General features: G+C 54.9%; 22 protein-coding genes. 12 read left to right on the top strand and 10 right to left on the bottom strand.

The features are described 5' to 3' along the window. Positions 1-3: 3 nt before the first annotated feature. Entirely contained in the window at positions 4-1,155 is a 1,152-nt protein-coding gene (locus FJD38_RS04255) for an efflux RND transporter periplasmic adaptor subunit (protein WP_122784717.1), read from the bottom strand. A gap of 265 nt (positions 1,156-1,420) precedes the next feature. Between FJD38_RS04255 and FJD38_RS04250 the strand changes: the two genes are divergently transcribed. From FJD38_RS04250 to FJD38_RS04240, 3 genes are all read left to right on the top strand, one after another. After that, positions 1,421-2,053 (top strand): TetR family transcriptional regulator, encoded by a 633-nt coding sequence (locus tag FJD38_RS04250; RefSeq protein ID WP_122784716.1) that lies wholly within the window; start codon positions 1,421-1,423, stop codon positions 2,051-2,053. Positions 2,054-2,443: 390 nt separating this feature from the next. Further along, complete coding sequence (locus FJD38_RS04245; protein WP_122784715.1) at positions 2,444-3,142, top strand: CoA transferase subunit A; 699 nt, start codon at positions 2,444-2,446, stop codon at positions 3,140-3,142. Positions 3,143-3,144: 2 nt separating this feature from the next. Beyond that, positions 3,145-3,774 carry a CoA transferase subunit B gene (locus FJD38_RS04240; RefSeq protein ID WP_122784714.1) on the top strand — a complete coding sequence of 210 codons (630 nt, stop codon included), beginning with the start codon at positions 3,145-3,147 and terminating at the stop codon, positions 3,772-3,774. 98 nt (positions 3,775-3,872) lie between these two features. Here FJD38_RS04240 and fdxA read toward each other — a convergent pair whose 3' ends face one another. Together fdxA and mutS are read right to left on the bottom strand one after the other, a co-directional pair. After that, entirely contained in the window at positions 3,873-4,196 is a 324-nt protein-coding gene (fdxA, locus tag FJD38_RS04235; RefSeq protein WP_122784713.1) for a ferredoxin FdxA, read from the bottom strand. A gap of 129 nt (positions 4,197-4,325) precedes the next feature. Further along, a complete protein-coding gene (mutS, locus tag FJD38_RS04225) occupies positions 4,326-6,905 on the bottom strand; it encodes a DNA mismatch repair protein MutS (protein WP_122784895.1) in 2,580 nt (859 codons plus the stop codon). 179 nt (positions 6,906-7,084) lie between these two features. On the opposite strand from mutS, the gene FJD38_RS04220 reads away from it, so the two are divergent. The 5 genes from FJD38_RS04220 to recX all read left to right on the top strand — a co-directional run bounded on the left by FJD38_RS04220 (position 7,085) and on the right by recX (position 10,678). Continuing rightward, complete coding sequence (locus FJD38_RS04220; RefSeq protein WP_122784712.1) at positions 7,085-7,819, top strand: LexA family transcriptional regulator; 735 nt, start codon at positions 7,085-7,087, stop codon at positions 7,817-7,819. Between the two features lie 270 nt (positions 7,820-8,089). Continuing rightward, complete coding sequence (locus FJD38_RS04215; protein WP_122784711.1) at positions 8,090-8,431, top strand: phage holin family protein; 342 nt, start codon at positions 8,090-8,092, stop codon at positions 8,429-8,431. A 71-nt stretch (positions 8,432-8,502) separates the two neighbouring features. Beyond that, positions 8,503-8,985 carry a CinA family protein gene (locus FJD38_RS04210; protein ID WP_122784710.1) on the top strand — a complete coding sequence of 161 codons (483 nt, stop codon included), beginning with the start codon at positions 8,503-8,505 and terminating at the stop codon, positions 8,983-8,985. A gap of 101 nt (positions 8,986-9,086) precedes the next feature. Next, positions 9,087-10,202, top strand: coding sequence for a recombinase RecA (recA, locus tag FJD38_RS04205; RefSeq protein ID WP_122784709.1), 1,116 nt, complete (start codon positions 9,087-9,089; stop codon positions 10,200-10,202). A gap of 8 nt (positions 10,203-10,210) precedes the next feature. Beyond that, entirely contained in the window at positions 10,211-10,678 is a 468-nt protein-coding gene (gene recX, locus FJD38_RS04200; RefSeq protein WP_122784708.1) for a recombination regulator RecX, read from the top strand. Between the two features lie 106 nt (positions 10,679-10,784). On the opposite strand, the gene FJD38_RS04195 is transcribed toward recX, so the two are convergent. Both FJD38_RS04195 and FJD38_RS04190 read right to left on the bottom strand, forming a co-directional pair. Continuing rightward, positions 10,785-11,900, bottom strand: a complete 1,116-nt coding sequence (locus FJD38_RS04195; RefSeq protein ID WP_146384057.1) for an LOG family protein — start codon at positions 11,898-11,900, stop codon at positions 10,785-10,787. 215 nt (positions 11,901-12,115) lie between these two features. Then, complete coding sequence (locus tag FJD38_RS04190; RefSeq protein WP_146384055.1) at positions 12,116-12,523, bottom strand: PA3611 family quorum-sensing-regulated virulence factor; 408 nt, start codon at positions 12,521-12,523, stop codon at positions 12,116-12,118. Between the two features lie 179 nt (positions 12,524-12,702). Here FJD38_RS04190 and FJD38_RS04185 point away from each other — a divergent pair, with 179 nt between their 5' ends. From FJD38_RS04185 to FJD38_RS04175, 3 genes are all read left to right on the top strand, one after another. Then, entirely contained in the window at positions 12,703-13,449 is a 747-nt protein-coding gene (locus tag FJD38_RS04185; protein WP_122784894.1) for a tRNA-uridine aminocarboxypropyltransferase, read from the top strand. A gap of 300 nt (positions 13,450-13,749) precedes the next feature. Beyond that, positions 13,750-14,400 (top strand): response regulator transcription factor ErdR, encoded by a 651-nt coding sequence (erdR, locus tag FJD38_RS04180; protein WP_146384053.1) that lies wholly within the window; start codon positions 13,750-13,752, stop codon positions 14,398-14,400. A gap of 75 nt (positions 14,401-14,475) precedes the next feature. Then, on the top strand, positions 14,476-14,838 hold the full coding sequence (locus FJD38_RS04175) for a diacylglycerol kinase (protein WP_146384051.1): 363 nt from the start codon (positions 14,476-14,478) through the stop codon (positions 14,836-14,838). Here FJD38_RS04175 and FJD38_RS04170 read toward each other — a convergent pair. Further along, on the bottom strand, positions 14,835-15,761 hold the full coding sequence (locus tag FJD38_RS04170; protein WP_122784703.1) for a LysR family transcriptional regulator: 927 nt from the start codon (positions 15,759-15,761) through the stop codon (positions 14,835-14,837). The genes FJD38_RS04175 and FJD38_RS04170 overlap by 4 nt on opposite strands. 118 nt (positions 15,762-15,879) lie before the next feature. Between FJD38_RS04170 and fpr the strand changes: the two genes are divergently transcribed. Then, the gene (gene fpr / locus FJD38_RS04165; RefSeq protein WP_122784702.1) at positions 15,880-16,659 is read left to right on the top strand and encodes a ferredoxin-NADP reductase; all 780 of its coding nucleotides are present in this window, start codon (positions 15,880-15,882) and stop codon (positions 16,657-16,659) included. A 58-nt stretch (positions 16,660-16,717) separates the two neighbouring features. On the opposite strand, the gene tsaA is transcribed toward fpr, so the two are convergent. The 4 genes from tsaA to FJD38_RS04145 form a co-directional block, all read right to left on the bottom strand. Next, entirely contained in the window at positions 16,718-17,413 is a 696-nt protein-coding gene (gene tsaA, locus FJD38_RS04160; RefSeq protein ID WP_146384049.1) for a tRNA (N6-threonylcarbamoyladenosine(37)-N6)-methyltransferase TrmO, read from the bottom strand. 24 nt (positions 17,414-17,437) lie between these two features. Beyond that, the gene (locus FJD38_RS04155) at positions 17,438-17,899 is read right to left on the bottom strand and encodes a YehS family protein (RefSeq protein ID WP_122784700.1); all 462 of its coding nucleotides are present in this window, start codon (positions 17,897-17,899) and stop codon (positions 17,438-17,440) included. Positions 17,900-17,974: 75 nt separating this feature from the next. After that, entirely contained in the window at positions 17,975-18,685 is a 711-nt protein-coding gene (locus FJD38_RS04150; protein WP_146384047.1) for an rRNA pseudouridine synthase, read from the bottom strand. Positions 18,686-18,735: 50 nt separating this feature from the next. Next, positions 18,736-19,221 (bottom strand): GNAT family N-acetyltransferase, encoded by a 486-nt coding sequence (locus tag FJD38_RS04145; protein ID WP_146384045.1) that lies wholly within the window; start codon positions 19,219-19,221, stop codon positions 18,736-18,738. Positions 19,222-19,305: the final 84 nt, after the last annotated feature.

Below are 19,305 nucleotides of genomic sequence, written 5' to 3'. Positions count from 1 at the left end.
GGTTTATTCCCCTTTAGTGCCCGCAGCTTTTTCTGTTGCCGGGGCAGATGCCGGGGATGCGCCTTGAGACTTGTCCATGATCTTCACTTCGACACCTGGCTTGACGTATTGCAGGCCGTCAGTAATCAGGCGATCACCTGCTTTCAAGCCGTCTTCCACCAACCAGTCGCTGCCGACGGTGCGGGTCGCTTGCAGTACGCGCAGCTCAACTTTGTTGTCCGGGCCAACGATCAGTGCCGTCGGCTGGCCTTTGGAGTTGTGAGTCACACCGATTTGCGGTGCCAGAATCGCATCGCTGTTGATACCGGCTTCCAGTTGCGCATGAACAAACATGCCTGGTAGCAGAATATCTTTCGGGTTCGGGAATACGGCGCGCAGGGTAACGGAACCGGTGGTTTCGTCCACTGACACTTCAGAGAATTCCAGACGGCCTTCTTCTGAGTACTGGCTGCCGTCGGGCAGGGTCAATTTAACTTTGGCAGCGTTTGCACCCGCGGATTTCAAGCGGCCATCAGCCAGGTCACGGCGCAATTCAAGCATTTCGACAGAGGACTGGGTCACGTCAACATAGATCGGGTCCAGTTGAGTGATCACCGCCAGTGCGTTGGCTTGACCGCTGGTAACCAGAGCGCCCTCAGTAAACAGCGAACGACCAATACGGCCTGTCAGCGGCGCCAGTACTTTGGTGTAACGCAAGTTCACCATGGCGGTATTGAGTGCGGCTTCAGCCTCAAGGCGGGCCGACTCGGCGTTGTCGTATTCCTGACGGCTTACAGCTTGCTCTGCGACCAATTGCTTGTAGCGGTCAGCCAGTGATTTGGCCGATTGTAGCGTTGCCTTGGCGCTCAAGACATTGCTTTGGTAGATAGCTGGATCGATTTGATACAGCTGTTGACCTTCTTTGACGTCGCTGCCTTCCTTGAAGTAGCGCTTAAGAATGATCCCGTTTACCTGCGGTCGAACTTCTGCCGAGCGATAAGAAGCTGTTCGGCCTGGTAGATCGGTAGTCAGGGCAAATGGCTGGGTTTTCAGCGTCACGACGCCGACCTGAGGGATTTGCGGGGCAGGTGCTGCCTCTTCCTTTTTACATCCGCTAATAAGCGAAGCTAGGGCGATGGCAGCAACCAGAGCGGTAACAGCTGGCTTGAATTGCATGAAGATCCTCGGGTCAGGCACGCGAAAGCGCACAAGAATAGTGGAAGGGTATAGAAAGCTGTTCCGGGTGGATAAGTAGCTTGCTAAGGAATATACTTACATTCGTGTCTGTTTGTAAATAGCGTGACTCCTTTGCAAAGTACGCTACAGAGTCCTTTTTAGAGCGTGAAGTAGGCCGGGATAAGGCATAACAAACGCCACCCGATGTTGATTTGGGCGCCTGAGTGCAACCGTCCAGATCCTCCTGATTGAGGTTTTTATTGCCATGGTGCGTCGTACCAAAGAAGAAGCTCAGGAAACGCGCAGTGCGATCCTCGAAGCAGCTGAGCAGGCCTTTTACACACGGGGTGTCGCACGCACGACACTGGCCGATATCGCCGCGTTGGCGGGCGTTACCCGAGGCGCCATTTACTGGCATTTCAGCAACAAGGCTGATCTTGTTCAAGCCATGCTGGACAGCTTGCACGAGCCGCTGGAAGAGCTGGCCAAAGCCAGCGAAAGTCAGGATGAGCTTGATCCGCTTGGGTGCATGCGCAAGCTGCTGGTCCATTTGTTTCGCCAGATTGCCATTGACCCTAAAACCCGGCGCATCAATGAGATTTTGTTCCATAAATGTGAATTCACTGACGAAATGTGCGATTTGCGTCGTCAACGCCAAGTGGCGATGGTCGACTGTAATAGCCGAATTGAGCTCACACTGAATAATGCAATCCATCGCAATCAACTCCCCAAAAACCTTGATGCTCGTCGCGCGGCTATTTGTCTGCATGCCTATATCGACGGAGTTCTTGGTCAATGGCTACTGGTTCCCGACAGCTTCGAGCTGCACAAGGACGCTGAGGCCTGGGTTGATGCCGGCATCGAAATGATCAGCTTGAGCCTGAGCCTACGCAATTGATGCCAAATTCGATCAGAGTCTAGTCGGAACGAAGCATATGCGTAGGAAGATTTCCCAAACGATGCAGTTTGATTCCCAGCGGTCTTTATATACGTCTAGATCGCGGGTTTAAAGGTAGCCAGCTAAGTATTTTGTAGGTCAATTGTTACCGCATGGTTAAGGTCTCTGCAGTTCTGTATCTAGCCACCTTTTGCTTGAGCCTTGTTGCAGCTGCAATGAAACGGGAACAGCCCCTAGAGTTGTTGCGTGCGTATCCCTACACTCGGATAACGCTTTGGCCTTGGGCCAGAGCCGCCAGAGTTCAGCATGGCGGTCAATTTGACTGCCCTGAGCTTAAGCAAACAGGCTGCGATATGCCGAGAGCGTCGCGGCAAATTCGAGGAATAACAAGTGAACAAGATTTACTCGAGTGCTGAATCCGCTTTGCAGGGGCTTGTCGAGGACGGCATGACCCTGGCTGTTGGAGGTTTTGGGTTGTGTGGCATCCCTGAGGCCTTGATTGCAGCCCTGCGTGATACCGGCAAGCGTGATCTGACCGTGATCAGTAACAATGCGGGCGTCGATGGTTTTGGTTTGGGGCAACTGCTGACGACCCGTCAGATTCGCAAAATGATTTCTTCGTACGTCGGTGAGAACAAAGAGTTCGAGCGTCAGTTTCTGGCAGGCGAGTTAGAGCTTGAATTCACTCCCCAAGGCACCCTGGCGGAAAAGCTTCGGGCGGGTGGGGCCGGCATACCGGCGTTTTACACCAAAACGGGTTACGGGACGCTGGTGGCAGAAGGCAAGGAAACTCGTGAATTCGATGGTGAGTGGTACGTCATGGAACGCTCGTTGCGGGCCGACGTCGCCCTGGTCAAAGCGTGGAAGGCTGATAAATCCGGCAATCTGCTGTTCAACAAAACCGCACGTAACTTCAACCCCTTGGCGGCCATGGCGGCCAAGGTATGTGTGGTCGAAGTGGAAGAAATCGTTGAGATTGGCGAGATCGACCCGGATCACGTGCACTTACCGGGTATTTACGTACAGAGGCTGATCCTTAATGCCACTCCGGAAAAACGCATCGAACAACGCACTGTGCGGAGCGCCTGATCATGGCCTGGACTCGTGAAGAAATGGCGCACCGCGCCGCCCAAGAATTACAGGATGGTTTTTACGTCAATCTGGGTATCGGCTTGCCGACGCTGGTTGCCAACTACATACCTGAGGGCATGGATGTCTGGCTACAGAGTGAGAATGGTTTGCTCGGTATTGGCCCATTCCCGACCGAAGATGAAGTGGACGCCGACCTGATCAACGCAGGCAAGCAAACCATCACCACCTTGCCCGGCAGCAGTTTTTTCAACAGCGCTGATTCATTCGCCATGATCCGTGGAGGGCACATCAATCTTTCCATTCTGGGGGCGATGCAAGTCTCCGAGAAAGGCGATCTGGCCAACTGGATGATCCCCGGCAAGATGGTGAAAGGCATGGGCGGCGCGATGGACTTGGTGGCCGGTGTCAAACGTGTGGTCGTGTTGATGGAGCACACAGCCAAGGGGGGTGCCCATAAACTGCTCAAATCGTGCGATTTACCCCTGACCGGTGTAGGCGTGGTTGACCGGATCATTACCGATCTGGGGGTGCTCGACGTCACCGAGCACGGTCTGAAACTGGTAGAGCTGGCAACAGGCGTGACCCGTGAGCAGCTTCAAGACGCCACAGGTTGCACCATCAGCGCTTAACCTTGAGGCTTACGAGCCTTGGCCGTAGACGATTCACTACGTTAAAACGCAAAAAGCCCCGGCTCATACGAGACGGGGCTTTTTAGCTACAGCATCAATCAGCGTTCCAGGTCGGCAATCTTACCTGGCTTGCCATCCCACTCGGCCGCGTCCGGCAGAGGGTCTTTACGCTCAGTGATGTTTGGCCAGATTTCAGCCAGCTCGACATTCAACTGAATGAAATTCTCCATGCCAGCAGGAATCTCATCTTCAGAGAAGATGGCCTGAGCTGGGCATTCAGGCTCACAAAGCGCGCAATCAATGCACTCATCCGGGTGAATCACCAGGAAGTTCGGGCCTTCGTAAAAGCAGTCCACCGGACAGACTTCTACGCAGTCGGTGTACTTGCACTTGATGCAGTTGTCGGTGACGACGAAGGTCATTTCTAATTTTCTCCTCAGGCGGCGGCAGCGAAGCCCTTCCAGTTCGGGCTCGCAGGGTTCGGGAGTGATATCTACTGAACAGGCTAAAAGGTCAGTAGCATCCCGAACCGCGCGCGATTCTAGCAGCTTTTAAAGGCGTGTCTTTAATGTGTAGAGCAAATCAAGTGCTTTACGCGGTGTGAGATTGTCCAGATCCAGCTTGGAAAGATCATCCAGAACCGGGTGAGGCAGGCTGGCAAACAAATCACTTTGTTGGGGCGCAGCCTTCTTGCCGGGGGTTGGTTTTGGCAATTCGTGCGGCAGGCTGGTGGTCTCCAGGCGGCTCAAATGCTCGCGTGCACGGGCGATAACAGGCGTAGGGACGCCTGCCAGCTGCGCCACGGCCAAACCATAACTTTGGCTGGCTGGCCCCGGCAGCACGTGGTGCAGAAATACGATGCGCTCGTTGTGCTCGGTTGCACTCAAGTGCACGTTGGCGACCAATGGTTCACTCTCGGGCAGTACCGTCAGCTCGAAGTAGTGAGTGGCGAACAAAGTATAAGCCCGCAGTTGAGCCAAGCGTTCAGCGGCAGCCCAGGCCAGCGACAGGCCGTCAAAGGTGCTTGTGCCTCGACCCACTTCGTCCATCAGAACCAGGCTACGGTCGGTGGCATTGTGCAGAATGTTCGCGGTCTCACTCATTTCAACCATGAAGGTCGAGCGTCCGCCGGCCAGGTCATCGCTGGAGCCTATGCGGGTAAAGATGCGATCAACAAGTGATAGTTCACAACTGGCCGCTGGTACAAAACTACCAATGTGCGCAAGTAGAACGATCAACGCGGTCTGACGCATGTAGGTCGATTTACCGCCCATGTTCGGGCCGGTGATCACCAGCATGCGGGTGTTGTCATCCAGCGCCAGATCGTTGGCCACAAACGGCGTGGTCAGCACTTGTTCAACCACCGGGTGTCGCCCCTGGTTGATGCGCATGCACGGCTCGTCAACAAAGCGCGGACAGTTCAAGTCGAGATTTAGCGCACGCTCCGCCAGATTGCTCAGTACGTCCAGTTCGGCCAGCGCGGCAGCGGTGTCTTGCAGGGGCGGCAGCTCACCGATCAAGGTTTCGAGCAAGGCTTCATAGAGCATCTTCTCGCGAGCCAATGCGCGACTTTTGGCAGACAGGGCTTTATCTTCGAAAGCTTTTAGCTCCGGCGTGATAAAGCGCTCGGCCCCCTTAAGCGTCTGGCGCCGAATGTAATCTGCCGGGGCTTGTTCGGCCTGCTTGCTGGGCAACTCAATAAAGTAGCCATGAACCCGGTTGTAACCGACCTTGAGGTTGGCGAGGCCCGTACGGGCTTTTTCGCGGGCTTCGAGATCAATCAGGAACTGGCCGGCGTTCTCGCTCAATGATTGCAGTTCATCAAGCTCGGCGTCATAGCCGGTCTTGAGTACACCGCCATCACGGATGACGGCAGGTGGGTTGTCGTTGATGGCTTTTTCAAGAAGGGCAGCCAGCTCCGGATAGGTGCTGGTGATGCGGGCCAGTTGCTGCAAATGCGGGGCTTCGAGGCCAATCATCGCATCCTGCAGCTCGGGCAGGGCCGTCAAGGCATCGCGTAGCCGGGCCAGATCTCGCGGGCGGGCGTTACGCAAACCGATTCGGGCCAGAATACGTTCCAGGTCGCCAATTTCTTTCAGCTGTGGTTGGAGCTTTTCAAAGCGATAGCCATCGAGCAGGCACGTAATCGACGACTGGCGCGCGAGCAGAACACTCAAGTCGCGCAGCGGACGATTCAACCAGCGGGTCAGCAAGCGGCTGCCCATCGACGTCTGGCAGCGGTCAACCACCGATTGCAACGTGTTGTCGCGCCCCCCCGCCAGGTTGGTGTCCAGTTCCAGGTTGCGTCGGCTGGCACCATCGAGCACCACGGTGTCATCAAGACGTTCGTGGCGCAGGCTGCGCAGATGGGGCAGGGCGGTACGTTGAGTTTCCTTGGCATAGCTGAGCAAGCAACCGGCGGCGCCGATAGCCAGTGTCAGGTTCTCGCAACCAAAGCCTTTGAGGTCTTGGGTCGAGAACTGCTGGCACAGGCTTTTAAAGGCGGAGTCGCGCTCGAAATCCCACGGCGCGCGGCGACGTACACCACGGCGCTTTTCTGCTGGCAAACCTTGTGGCCAATCATCCGGGATCATCAGCTCAACCGGGTTAATACGCTCGAGTTCGGCCAGCAGGTTCTCCCAGCCTTTGATCTCCAGTACCGAGAAGTTGCCACTGGTGATGTCCAGCACCGCGAGTCCAAACAAGCGCTCGTCGCCCAGTACGGCGGCAATCAGGTTGTCGCGGCGTTCATCCATCAACGCTTCGTCGCTGACCGTGCCCGGTGTGATGATGCGCACCACTTGACGATCGACCGGCCCTTTACTGGTTGCCGGGTCGCCCACCTGCTCACAAATGACCACCGACTCGCCAAGTTTTACCAGCTTGGCCAAATAACCTTCAGCTGCATGGTAAGGAATCCCGCACATGGGGATAGCTTGCCCGGCAGATTGCCCGCGTGCGGTGAGGGTGATATCCAGCAACTTGGCGGCTTTTTTCGCGTCTTCGTAGAAGATCTCGTAGAAGTCGCCCATGCGATAGAACATCAACTGATCAGGGTGCTGGTTCTTCAGGCGCCAGTACTGCTGCATCATCGGCGTGTGGCCGGATAGGTCGGAAGTATTTTTACTCATGAGAGGCTTAGGCGGATTCGTTTTGAAAGTGGGCAAAGGCAGGCGCGTGGCCTGAGGTTTTCGCAATGGGCGCAAGGTTAACATGTCAGCCATGTGCATCTACAGGCGCTCATGGGCGCTGCTATTAATAGAAGAAATAGCATTTGCCATCTATAAACACCGCTAGCACTATTCTCTCCATGCCTAAACGAACTGTTTCTATCGTCCTCAAAGAGCTACTTGCTCGTCATCAGCTCAGCGCCATGGCGCTGCACCGTAGTACGGGTGTGCCGCAATCAACACTTTCGCGAATTTTGAATGGCAAAATTGTCGATCCGTCTGATAGGCAAATCTCTAGGATCGCGGAATATTTTCAAATCAGCACCGATCAACTGCGGGGCCGGGATAGCCCTGTCAGGCTTGTGGTATCCGAGGCCGATCCGAGGCATCCGCAGCTGCGGGATATTTGCTTATGGGATGACGACACGCCTGTGGCGGATGATGAAGTGTCCATTGCCTTTCTGCGCCAGGTCGAATTGGCGGCCGGTTCCGGGCGTTTTGCCATTGAAGAGAGCGAGCGTGCCAAGCTGCGTTTTGGCAAGCGCAGCCTGCGCCATAACGGCGTGCAATTCGATCAGGCCAAGTGTGTGACGGTGCGCGGTGACAGCATGCTGCCGGTTTTGCGCGATGGTGCAACGGTGGGGGTCAACGCGGGCAAGCGTGCTCTTGAAGACGTCATTGATGGTGACCTGTATGCAATCAATCACAACGGCCAGCTACGGGTGAAGCAGGTCTATCGCTTGCCACAGGGTATTCGATTGCGCAGTTTTAACCGTGACGAGTATCCAGACGAGGACTACGCCTACAGTGACATGGAAGATGAGCAACTGGTCATTCTGGGCCATGTGTTCTGGTGGGGCATGTACGCACGCTGAGCTAAGTCTTATGAAAAAAGCCCACATAAACGTGGGTTTTTTTGGTTTTAAAGTGGTGTTTATTACGGATGGCGTATTCAAGGGTGGCTTGAGTTGGGCGACATGGAAATATATGCGCTGGTGCATTGACTGTATATCCATACATGCATAGTCTAGTTTGCATGACGCTCAGCGATCGAATTCAAGCAGGGAAGCGGCGCGATCAATAGCGCCGGCAGCCCAGGTCAGAAATTGACTATTTATCCCTAAGGACCCAGGAGTGATGACACCATGAATGAACCGCAAGTATTGCTGGATATGCCAGTTTTACTGGTCATCCTTCTGGCCTTGGTGGGGGGCGTTTTTGGAGAGATGTGGCGTGCTGACAAAGACGGTGCCAGTGGATGGTTGCTGATCCGGCGCCTTGCGCTGCGCTCGGGTGCCTGCATGGTATGTGGCGTCTCAACCTTTCTGTTGTTGTATTCGGCGGGTATGTCTGTGCTGGCGGCGGGTGCCTTTGGTTGCCTGACAGCATTGGCCGGTGCAGATGCTGCGATCAGCCTGTATCAGCGTTGGGCTGCAAAGCGGCTCGGGGTGGAGAGTTCTGCAACCGACTCACGAATCGAACCTTAGTTTTCGTGTAGGTTATGGCATCGATCAGTGCTTACAAATATGCGCAAACCATTGCCTCTCAGGAAATCACTATGGACTCACTGTCTCACCTTGCTGCCGAACTCGGAGACCTGCTGAAGGCGATAAATGCCCAGGTTACGACTGCTGAATCCTGCACTGGAGGTGGTATTGCCGAAGCCATTACCCGTATCCCCGGCAGTTCGGCCTGGTTCGAGGCCGGCTTTGTCACCTATTCCAATAAGCAAAAAACCAAGCAGCTGGGGGTTCCCGAGGCCTTGTTTGGCCAAGTCGGCGCTGTCAGCCGCGAGGTGGTCGAGGCTATGGTCGCGGGGGCTCAGGCGCAAAGCGGAGCACGCTTTGCCGTAGCAGTCAGTGGCGTGGCCGGGCCCGGTGGTGGCTCGGAAGAGAAACCGGTTGGCACCGTTTGGCTGGCGTGGGGGGATGACGGCGAGGTTACAACTGAACGCCGGTATTTTGCCGGTGACCGTGATGAGGTGCGCCGGCAAACCGTAATCGCTGCTCTGAAAGGCCTAATACGCCGAACGGTACGATAAATAAAAAAACAGGGGTAGGCGATCGTTTAACCCTGTGGAATAATACTGGCTACTTATACAGTTATCGGCCGACCGGCCTTATTGATTACGAGAGGACTTTAATGGACGACAACAAGAAGAAAGCCTTGGCTGCGGCCTTGGGTCAGATCGAACGTCAATTCGGCAAGGGTGCCGTAATGCTCATGGGCGAGCAAGAGCGCCAGGAAGTGCCGGCAATCTCTACCGGTTCGCTGGGTCTGGACATCGCGCTGGGCATTGGCGGCTTGCCAAAAGGCCGTATTGTTGAAATTTACGGTCCAGAGTCTTCGGGTAAAACCACACTCACTCTGTCGGTAATCGCTCAAGCACAAAAGGCGGGTGCCACCTGTGCCTTCGTCGATGCCGAACACGCCCTTGACCCTGAATACGCTGCCAAGCTGGGTGTTAACGTCGACGACCTGCTGGTTTCTCAGCCAGATACCGGCGAACAGGCACTTGAAATCACTGACATGCTGGTGCGTTCCAACGCCGTTGACGTGATCATCATCGACTCCGTAGCAGCACTGACCCCAAAAGCCGAAATCGAAGGCGATATGGGTGACATGCACGTGGGTCTGCAAGCCCGTCTCATGTCTCAGGCCCTGCGTAAAATTACCGGTAATATCAAAAACGCCAACTGCCTGGTGATCTTCATCAACCAGATCCGCATGAAAATCGGCGTGATGTTCGGCAGCCCGGAAACCACCACCGGTGGTAATGCGTTGAAGTTTTACTCCTCGGTACGTTTGGACATCCGCCGCACGGGTGCGGTGAAAGAAGGCGATGTGGTGGTTGGCAGCGAAACCCGCGTCAAAGTGGTCAAAAACAAAATGGCTCCGCCATTCCGCCAGGCTGAATTCCAGATTCTTTACGGCAAGGGCATCTATCTCAATGGCGAGATGATCGACCTGGGCGTATTGCACGGCTTCGTCGAGAAGGCCGGCGCCTGGTACAGCTACAACGGCAGCAAGATTGGTCAGGGCAAAGCCAACTCGGCCAAGTTCCTGGACGACAACCCTGAAATCAAGGAAGCCCTTGAGAAGCAGTTGCGCGCCAAGTTGTTGGGGCCAAAGTCGGATGCCGAGATGGCTGAGATCAAAATCATGCCAAAAATGAGCAAAGCAGCCAAAGCGGCCGCTGATGAAGCTGAAGCGGCAGAAATGGCGCTGGAAAACGGCTCAGACGCCAATAACAACTGATCTGACTCATGACCGTAGTTCTGGATAACCTGGCCGCGGTGCGTCGAACTGCCATGGACCTGCTCGCGCGACGCGAGCATGGTCGGGTAGAGTTGACTCGCAAATTGCGTCAGCGCGGTGCTTGCCCCGACATGATCGACATCGCCCTCGACCGTTTAACGGAAGATGGTCTGCTGTCGGAGGCACGTTACCTTGAAAGCTATATCTCTTATCGTGCCGGTTCCGGTTATGGCCCTTTGCGCATTCGCGAAGAGCTTAATCAACGCGGGTTGCCCCGTGGCGATGTAGAAGATGCGCTGCGCGAGTGTGGATTTAACTGGCAAGAACGGTTGGAAGAAACCTGGCGCCGCAAGTTTTCCGCGCAGTTACCGGAAGACGCGAAAGAACGTGCTCGCCAAGGGCGCTTCTTGAGTTATCGAGGCTATCCGCTGGAAATGATCGGCCGCTTGTTGAGTGGCCGAGAATTTGATGACTGACTACGGGCATCTGTAGTCACAGACTGCGATAAGCATTGCATGATCTTCGTTCCTGCTACGAACGCTCGATCACCCAACAACTTGTCGCAGCCTCATTTTCCCTACCTTATTCAGCGATCCACTCGGACCTTTGTGCTACCGGTGAGGACTCTGCTGTCGCCCAATTTTCGGGCAAGTTGATGAAGTTGACTAGTTCGCGTAACCGCCCTTGATTACGCCCACTGAAAGCAAAGCTCAGACACGTCAAGTGATTGAATGCAGGGTCGTCGTGCTCAATCTGCGCATAGGCTTGCTGGTGAAAACTGTCATGAACGCAAATGTCGGCGAAGTTCTGCTTGATCTGTTCAAGGGCTGCGACATTCACAGCCCTTTTCATGCGTAGAACAAAGGTTTTGGTGAGCCAGCGGCTCGAATGGTAGTTGCTGTAGAACTGCTCGATCTCATCAACCGCTTCTTGAGCACTGTGAACCAGACGCATCAATTTCAGATCATTGGGCAGAATGTATTGATGGGCTTGCAACTGGTTATGGATGAAGTCCAGGGCGCTTTGCCAGAACGTTGCGCCGGGCATATCCAGAAGCACGATTGGCACCAGAGGTGTTTTGCCGGTTTGCATCAGCGTCAGCACTTCCAGCACTTCGTCCAATGTGCCGAAGCCGCCGGGGCAAATGATCAAGGCCTCTGCTTCCTTGATGAAAAACAGCTTGCGGGTGAAGAAGAAGTGAAAGGCCAGCAAGTGCTCTGAGTCAATGATTGTGGCGTTGGCGCGCTGTTCAAATGGCAGGGTGATATTGAACCCCAAGCTGTATTGCAGACCAGCGCCTTCATGTGCAGCGGCCATTATGCCGCCGCCGCCTCCAGTAATGACCATCATGTCTGACCGTGCCAGTGTTGCACCCACCTCGCGGGCCAGCACATACAGGGGATCTTCTGCGGGCGTGCGGGCTGAGCCGAACACGGTGACTTTGCGGCGTCCTTTGAATTGCTCCAGTACGCGAAAGGTTTTTTCAAGTTCGCGGATGGCTTGCAGGGTGATTTTGGCATTCCAGCGATCGATATCGTCATGGGCCATGCGCAAGACAGTCAGCAGCATCTCACGATAAAGCGGTTGGTTCGGGCTGTCAGGGGCCACCCGTTGTAGTTGTGCATCAACCTCTGCGGCAACATTCAGGCCGTGGTTCTCGAAGTAAAGTGACAGGGTGTCCTGAGTTTGGTCGGGCATGTATAGCTCCTTCTAGACAACATCCTTGGGGGCGCCCGATCAGCCAAGCGCAACGACTCAAGGAGTCAAAAGCGATGGTTGATGATGGTCCGGTGTTGTCTTGACTGGCAATAGCTAATTGCCTGATGTGGAAGAAGAAGCCTGATAACGAAGAAAGTGCAGCGAGGGCTGCACGCCGTTTATGACACGGCGTGCGCAAGAAAAGCAGGCAGTGATTATTTGCGCTGGCAGTTGTCGGCGCCGATGTCCTGGGTCAAAACCGATGTATTGGTTTTGTATTCCCTGATGTCAAAGCGCATGGTCGCGCCCTTGGCCATCAATTTACGGAAGTTCGGGTTGCTGCAAACGCTGCGGCCCAGTTGCGGTACGGCCGCTTCCGGAGCAGAGCGCATTTGTGCTGAAAGGGTAGGGCTGGCTTCCAGGTGATTGATCAGCACCGTGCCGTCAACGGAAAAGCCTTTGTCCAGAAGGTCGGGGCTGATGGCGCGGGGTTTCCCTTCATTGCTGACTTTGGCAACTTTGAGCAAGTCCTTATTCAAGTTGAACTCTGCAAGAGAGGCCGCTTGAGCGCTCAATGGCAGTGCGAACAGTAGAGCAAGGGTCGGGATGATAGTGCGCAGCATGAAACTCTCCTGATTTCAGTGACGCAAGCTTCGACCCGTCATAGATCGGTGCGTTCAGTGGCGCAGGAGTATAGGTCAGCATTGGAGCACAGGAAATGCCTCCGGTCATGGGGGCTCAGCCTCTGTTAAACTTCGCCGCTCTCTTTTTACTATCCGTCGTTACCCAGATCATGACCCTGATGACCTTTTCCCCCAATGCTGTTGCCCGTTTACGTGACGAGCGTGAAGAGGAGAGCACCAAGCCTTATCTGGCGCGAGGTTCACGCGCGCCGCGCTGCCATACGTGTCGAGTGATCGTCAGTCATTGCCTGTGCAACTGGCGGCCCCGGGTCAGTACTCGCGCAGGCGTTTGCCTGATCATGACCAAAAAGGAAGTCTTCAAGCCCAGTAATACAGGCTGGTTGATTGCTGACGTGGTGAAGGACAATTTTGCGTTCATCTGGTCGCGCACTGAAACGGATGATGCTTTGCTGGCCTTGCTGGCCGACCCACAGTGGCAGCCTTACCTGGTGTTTCCGGGTGAGTATGTTGCCCCTGAGCGTGTCACGCATTCGGTGGAAATGGACACCAGTAAACGGCCTCTCTTTATTCTGCTTGATGCAACTTGGACTGAGGCGCGCAAGATCTTTCGCAAAAGCCCGTATTTTGATGCCTTGCCGATTTTGAGTCTGCTGCCAGAAAAACTGTCTCGCTATCGTTTACGCAGATCGACGCGAAGCGAGCACTTGTGTACAGCCGAAGTGGCCAGCTTGTGCCTTGATCTTGCCGGAGACACCGAGGCTTCCTGTGCGCTGGATGCTTACTTTGATGTATTCAGTCAGCATTATCTGGATGCCAAAAACCAGTTGCCGATTAACGAGAGCAGTGCCGCGCACCGTGAACTGGGCGTTTTTGTAAAAGACCTTCCCCAGAATCGCTCTCAATAGACTAAAGAAGTAGCGCTACAATTTTCACCGTGATGTCACTTAGCGCTATCACCGGTTCTGGAGGGTGGCGCTGTAATAGCATTTAGCTGAGTCTGGCGTCAGGTTTTCGACTTGACCCCTCTGGATTCGCTCGGCATGCTTGGCGCCCATTGGGCGGCAACGACTGTAAAAACACTTATATTTACCGACGTTTAGCGTAAAACGCGTGTTTTGAAACGCTTCTCTACGCTGTTGTTCGAGTTGCCTTAGCGAGTACTGAAATGCATCAGGGCTCGCCTAAAAAACAGGATCATTTAAAAAATGGCCACATACGAAATCCTGATTGCCGACGACCATCCTTTGTTTCGCAGTGCTTTGCGCCAAGCGGTGACAATGGGGTTGGGGCCTGATGTCCGCTTGGTGGAGGTCGCCAGTATTGCCGAGCTTGAGGCACAGCTGGCAGACAAGGCCGATTGGGATCTGGTGCTGCTCGACCTTAATATGCCGGGTGCTTACGGTTTCTCCGGGCTGGTATTGTTACGTGGACAGTACCCGCAAATTCCGGTGGTAATGGTTTCGGCTCAGGAAGATGCATCAATCATGGTGCGCTCGCGTGAATTTGGCGCCAGTGGTTTTATCCCCAAATCAAGCTCTATGACTGACATTCAGCAAGCAGTGAGTGCTGTGCTGGAGGGTGATGTTAGCTGGCCACCCAAGGCTTTCGAGGCCGTTCAGGTCTCCGCTGAAGCCAAAGCGGCTAGTGAAGGGTTGGCCAGTCTCACCCCCCAACAGTTCAGGGTGTTGACCATGGTGTGTGAAGGGCTGCTGAATAAGCAGATCGCTTACGAACTGGGCGTGTCCGAAGCCACTATCAAAGCACACGTGACGGCTATTTTCCGCAAATTAGGGGTTCGTACCCGGACTCAGGCGGCGCTCCTTCTGCAACAGCTTGAATCAATTTCGAGCCATTAAGCTGCTGGCTTTCACGCTTTTTTAACAAGCGGTGAACTAGCGTTCCACCCTCATTTTTTGTGCAGTTGCCTATCTATGTCGCCTTTTAAGGGTAAAACCGGATTTAAACGGATTTTGAATGCGGGCGGCTACTCGCTGGACGGTTTACGAGCAGCCTTCACCGGCGAGGCGGCATTTAGGCAATTGGTGTTGCTTAATGTGGTGTTGATCCCGCTGACATTTTTATTGAATGTCAGCCGGGTAGAGCGTGCGCTATTGATTGCCGTGTGCTTGCTGGCACTGATTGTGGAGTTGCTGAACTCGGCCATTGAAGCCGCGATCGATCGAATCTCCCTTGATCTGCACCCGCTGTCTAAAAACGCCAAAGACATGGGCAGTGCCGCGCAATTTGTGGTGCTCACGCTGATTGCCGTGGTGTGGGCTGTGATCCTGCTTTAAGCAATGCTCGGCAGCACGATCTCGTCGCTGCGCTGAACACCTGCGGTAAATGCGCGGCATAGTTCCAGAAATTCGCGCATTGCTGAGGTCTGGTACTTCTTCTTGTGCCAGATGAAGAAAAACTGACGAGCGAGATCCAGATCAGGGGTTTCTACTGCCACCAGGCTGCCCCGCCGAAAAGCATCGCGCAGGGCCAGCCGAGAGATACAACCAATTCCCAGACCTGATTCCACCGCGCGTTTAATCGCTTCGGTGTGTTCCAGTTCGAGGCGGATATTGAGCGACGTCTGATGATGGCGCATGGCTTGGTCGAAGGTCAGGCGGGTACCGGATCCTTGTTCTCGCAAAATCCATGCTTCGCGGCTCAGTTCTTCCAGTGTCGCGTGCCCACGAGCCGCCAGCGGATGTTGAGGAGCGCAGAACACCACCAATTCATCTTCAACCCAGCTTTGCACTTCAATATCAGGGTGGCTGCAATCGCCCTCGATCAGACCAAGATCAATTTCATAATGGGCCACTTGTTGCACGATATGCGCCGTGTTTTGAACGATCAATTTGACCTGGCTCTCAGGGTGCGCCTGCATAAAACTGCCGATCAGCAGTGTGGCCAGGTAGTTGCCAATGGTCAGTGTGGCGCCCACGGTGAGCGAGCCGAAACCTGACTTGCCATTGAGCAAGTCCTCGATTTCCTTGGCCTGGTCCAGTAGCGCGACGGCCTGAGGCAATAACTGGCGACCTAAGGCATTAAGGCTTAGACGTTTGCCCGCACGATCAAAGAGCTGGCAGCTGGTTTGACGCTCCAGTTCGGTGATTGAAGTACTGGCAGCCGATTGTGAAAGGGCCAACAAACCCGCAGCGCGTGACACGCTCTCTTGTTGGGCGACGGTGACAAAAACCTGGAGTTGTCTGAGAGTAAATCGCATATCGATATAACCGATAACCCTTATCTTAATAATTCAGTTAACAGATATTGTCCTCGCCATTAGAATGCTGCGCAATCGCGCCCATTGTCAGCGCAGGCGAATTTTAGGAGCCCCGTACATGAGCAACATGAACCACGAACGTGTCCTCAGTGTTCACCACTGGAACGACACCCTGTTCAGCTTCAAGTGCACCCGTGACCCGGGCCTGCGCTTTGAGAACGGTCAGTTCGTGATGATCGGCCTGATGCAGCCTAACGGTCGTCCGCTTATGCGTGCCTATTCGATCGCCAGCCCTAACTGGGAAGAGCATCTTGAGTTCTTCAGCATCAAGGTGCCGGACGGCCCGCTGACCTCTCAATTGCAGCATTTGAAGGAAGGCGATGAAGTCCTGATCAGCAAAAAGCCTACGGGCACGCTGGTTCTGGATGACTTGAAGCCGGGTAAGCATTTGTACCTGTTGAGCACGGGTACAGGTTTGGCGCCGTTTATGAGCGTCATCCAGGATCCTGAAACCTATGAGCGTTTCGACAAGGTGATCCTGTGCCACGGCGTCCGTTACGTCAATGAAGTGGCTTACCGCGAATTCATCACCGAGACCTTGCCGCAGAATGAGTTCTTCGGTGAGGCGGTGCGCGAAAAACTGATCTACTACCCAACCGTAACCCGTGAGCCATTCGAAAATCAGGGTCGTTTGACCGATTTGATGCGCAGCGGCAAGTTGTTCTCCGATATTGGCCTGCCGCCGATCAACCCGCAGGACGATCGCGCCATGCTGTGCGGTAGCCCAAGCATGCTCGACGAAACCAGCGAAGTGCTTAACAGCTTCGGCCTGACCGTTTCGCCGCGGATGCGCGAGCCGGGTGACTATTTGATCGAGCGCGCCTTCGTCGAGAAGTAAGCAGCGCGGATCAAAAAAAGAGGGAGCTGGCTTGCCAGCTCCCTCTTTTTGTTTGCGCTTACTGCTTAGGAATCACCTCGAGCACGCGAATTACACTGGGCTGCGGGTAATGCCAGCGCACATCGACATCCCAAAAACCTGCGCCGTATTCGCGCTCGGCTGTAGGTGTCTGGTAGGCCGGTCGTGGGTCTTGGGCCAAGCATTGCTCTATCAGCGCCACCAGCGGCTCTTGAATACGCAGGGCATGCTCTTGTGCCTGGTGCAGCGCGTTCTCGCTCCAGTGCACGGGGATCAAGGCCGGTGGTGCGCTTGCCATGCTGTTGCTGGCGCTGTCGATGATGTCGGCGTAAGGCACGTAGGGCTTGATGTCCAGAATCGGCGTGCCGTCGAGCAGGTCAATTCCTGAGATAAACAAGCGCCCGGGTTCAACCTTGTCCAGCTTGACCACTGACTGGCCAATACCATTCGGGCGATGGGTGGCGCGGGTAGCGAATACGCCCATGGACGTATTGCCGCCTAGCCGGGGCGGGCGCACCTTGAGGCGAGGCTTGTCTTCGAGTGCCTGATGGAACACAAACAGTAGCCAGACGTGACTCACCTGTTCCAGTCCCTGTACTGCGTCGCCCTGATTGAAAGGCGCAACCAGTTCCAGTACACCGCGGGCGGCCGGAGCCAGCTGCGGCTGACGCGGAATGGCGAACTTTTCCTTGAAGCAGGAGCGCACAAAGCCAATAGGCGAAACGCTGTAGGTCATGGTTGCGCGGGCTCCCAGCTGTTTTTAAGCTCTAACCCGCAGGGTCAGGCCCTTGAGGAAATTGCGCAGCAACTGGTCGCCACAGGTGCGGTAGTTGGTGTGGCCAAACTTGCGGAAAAGAGCGCTCAATTCTGGTTTCGACACAGGGAACTCAGCCGCCTTGAGGATGGCGTGCATGTCGTCCTCTTTGAGTTCGAATGCAACCCGCAGTTTTTTCAAGATGATGTTGTTGGTCACGGGCAGTTCTACCGGCATCGGCGGACGGCTTTCGTCTTTACCGCGCTTGAAGATCACCAGGCCATCAAGGAAGTGCGCCATGACGTCGTCAGGGCAGCGAACAAAACCTTCTTCCTCGTCTTTCTTCAGGTAGGTCAGCACGTCTTCTTTGGTGACGTCCATGCCGCCCAGCTTGATGATTTCGACAACCTTGTTGTCACTGATGTCGAGCATGTAGCGCACGCTACGCAATACGTCGTTATGAATCATGTGGTCAATCCTGATATTCAGCAGTGAGCACCGCAGGCCATGCTGCGGTGTCGAAATGTTCGGGGCAGGCGGTGTTTAGAACTTTTCGGTGGTCGCCATGTAGCGCCACTGGCCGACAGGCAACTTGCCCATCGATACGCCACCAATACGAATGCGGCGCATGGAAATGACGGTCAGGCCGACGGCCTGGCAGAATTGTGCAATGACACCCGGCTGCGGATTCTTCATCGCAAAGCGCAGACGATTTTCACTCTGCCAACTGGCCTTCACGGCAGGCAGTTCGCGGCCTTTGTAGGTCATGCCGTGGTTAAGACGGTTCAAACCGTGCGGGGCCATCTCGCCGGAGACTTCAACCACATACTCTTGCTCGATTTTGTTGGCATCGGCAGTCAGTTTGCGCACAATTTTCCAGTCTTGGGTGAACACCAGCAGGCCGCTGGCGTTGGCTTGCAACTCATTGGCAACGGTCAGGCGCAGGAAATGCCCCTTGAGCGGTCGTTTGCCGTAGCGATGTTCTTCGCTCAGGGTCTCTGGGCCAATCAAAGCCATGGCACTGTCCGTGTCCAGGCCCGCAGGTGCGTTCAGCAAGATGGTCACAGGCTCAGGTGGTGTGGCCTTGGCGTGCGGATCCAGCTCGACCTTTTGGTCGCTGACCTTGAATTGCGGCTCGTCGATGACTTCGCCATCTACCGTGACCCAGCCACCTTCAATGAACAGTTCGGCCTCACGGCGGGAGCAGCCGACGAGTTCGATGAGGCGTTTGGAGAGACGTATCGGTTCAGACATGACAGGGGCCGTAATAGAATGGGGCGGCTATTGTACCCGGCTGGCGCTGGTTAAGCCCGGCTACATTTACCGAAAGCACGGGGTGGGCGTTTATAACGCAAGTGAAGCAGCGGATACGGCTGGCCCAAGCCGTCTTTTTCGCAGCGGCCAACGACTTCAAAGCCTTGTTTCATGTAAAAGCCGATAGCTTGCGAATTTTGTTCGTTGACGTCCAGTTCCTGGGCGTTGAGCTCGTCTATGGCAAAGCAGAGCAGGCTTTTGCCTACCCCGAGGCCCCGGTAGTCGGGGTGGATGAAAAGCATTTCAACCTTGTTGGCTGCCACGCCCACAAAGCCGCTGATTTTTTTGCGGGCCGGGTCTTTGCAGCACGCGAGCATTACGGTGTCCAGATACTGATCTTTAACCATGGGCCGCAGCAGCTGAATATAGCTGTCAGGCAAAAAATCGTGGGTAGCGCGAACGGATGCCTCCCATACGTCAGTCAGTTCGACAAAATCCCTAAGGCGTGGCGTATGAATGGCCCACTTCTGTTGCATCGGCGTGTCTCCTGGCGCAGATGACGAGCGCTATGGGTTAACAATAGCCGTAAAAAAAGCCCTGTCGTGAGCACGGCAGGGCTT

It is taken from the genome of Pseudomonas saxonica (genome assembly GCF_007858365.1).
Classification (GTDB): Bacteria; Pseudomonadota; Gammaproteobacteria; order Pseudomonadales; family Pseudomonadaceae; genus Aquipseudomonas; species Aquipseudomonas saxonica.
The sequence above is the reverse complement of the archived record's forward strand: the minus strand, read 5'-3'. Positions and strand labels throughout refer to the sequence as shown.

Excerpts from the sequence above, each read along its gene's own strand:
- fpr (WP_122784702.1), top strand. The coding sequence starts at position 15,880 with ATGAGCAACATGAACCACGAACGTGTCCTCAGTGTTCACCACTGGAAC.
- FJD38_RS04190 (WP_146384055.1), bottom strand. The coding sequence starts at position 12,523 with ATGCTGCGCACTATCATCCCGACCCTTGCTCTACTGTTCGCACTGCCA.
- FJD38_RS04250 (WP_122784716.1), top strand. The coding sequence starts at position 1,421 with ATGGTGCGTCGTACCAAAGAAGAAGCTCAGGAAACGCGCAGTGCGATC.
- FJD38_RS04145 (WP_146384045.1), bottom strand. The coding sequence starts at position 19,221 with ATGCAACAGAAGTGGGCCATTCATACGCCACGCCTTAGGGATTTTGTC.
- tsaA (WP_146384049.1), bottom strand. The coding sequence starts at position 17,413 with ATGACCTACAGCGTTTCGCCTATTGGCTTTGTGCGCTCCTGCTTCAAG.
- FJD38_RS04150 (WP_146384047.1), bottom strand. The coding sequence starts at position 18,685 with ATGTCTGAACCGATACGTCTCTCCAAACGCCTCATCGAACTCGTCGGC.
- fdxA (WP_122784713.1), bottom strand. The coding sequence starts at position 4,196 with ATGACCTTCGTCGTCACCGACAACTGCATCAAGTGCAAGTACACCGAC.
- FJD38_RS04240 (WP_122784714.1), top strand. The coding sequence starts at position 3,145 with ATGGCCTGGACTCGTGAAGAAATGGCGCACCGCGCCGCCCAAGAATTA.
- FJD38_RS04155 (WP_122784700.1), bottom strand. The coding sequence starts at position 17,899 with ATGATTCATAACGACGTATTGCGTAGCGTGCGCTACATGCTCGACATC.
- FJD38_RS04215 (WP_122784711.1), top strand. The coding sequence starts at position 8,090 with ATGAATGAACCGCAAGTATTGCTGGATATGCCAGTTTTACTGGTCATC.
- recA (WP_122784709.1), top strand. The coding sequence starts at position 9,087 with ATGGACGACAACAAGAAGAAAGCCTTGGCTGCGGCCTTGGGTCAGATC.
- mutS (WP_122784895.1), bottom strand. The coding sequence starts at position 6,905 with ATGAGTAAAAATACTTCCGACCTATCCGGCCACACGCCGATGATGCAG.
- recX (WP_122784708.1), top strand. The coding sequence starts at position 10,211 with ATGACCGTAGTTCTGGATAACCTGGCCGCGGTGCGTCGAACTGCCATG.
- FJD38_RS04255 (WP_122784717.1), bottom strand. The coding sequence starts at position 1,155 with ATGCAATTCAAGCCAGCTGTTACCGCTCTGGTTGCTGCCATCGCCCTA.
- FJD38_RS04210 (WP_122784710.1), top strand. The coding sequence starts at position 8,503 with ATGGACTCACTGTCTCACCTTGCTGCCGAACTCGGAGACCTGCTGAAG.
- FJD38_RS04175 (WP_146384051.1), top strand. The coding sequence starts at position 14,476 with ATGTCGCCTTTTAAGGGTAAAACCGGATTTAAACGGATTTTGAATGCG.
- FJD38_RS04195 (WP_146384057.1), bottom strand. The coding sequence starts at position 11,900 with ATGCCCGACCAAACTCAGGACACCCTGTCACTTTACTTCGAGAACCAC.
- FJD38_RS04185 (WP_122784894.1), top strand. The coding sequence starts at position 12,703 with ATGACCTTTTCCCCCAATGCTGTTGCCCGTTTACGTGACGAGCGTGAA.
- FJD38_RS04170 (WP_122784703.1), bottom strand. The coding sequence starts at position 15,761 with ATGCGATTTACTCTCAGACAACTCCAGGTTTTTGTCACCGTCGCCCAA.
- FJD38_RS04220 (WP_122784712.1), top strand. The coding sequence starts at position 7,085 with ATGCCTAAACGAACTGTTTCTATCGTCCTCAAAGAGCTACTTGCTCGT.
- erdR (WP_146384053.1), top strand. The coding sequence starts at position 13,750 with ATGGCCACATACGAAATCCTGATTGCCGACGACCATCCTTTGTTTCGC.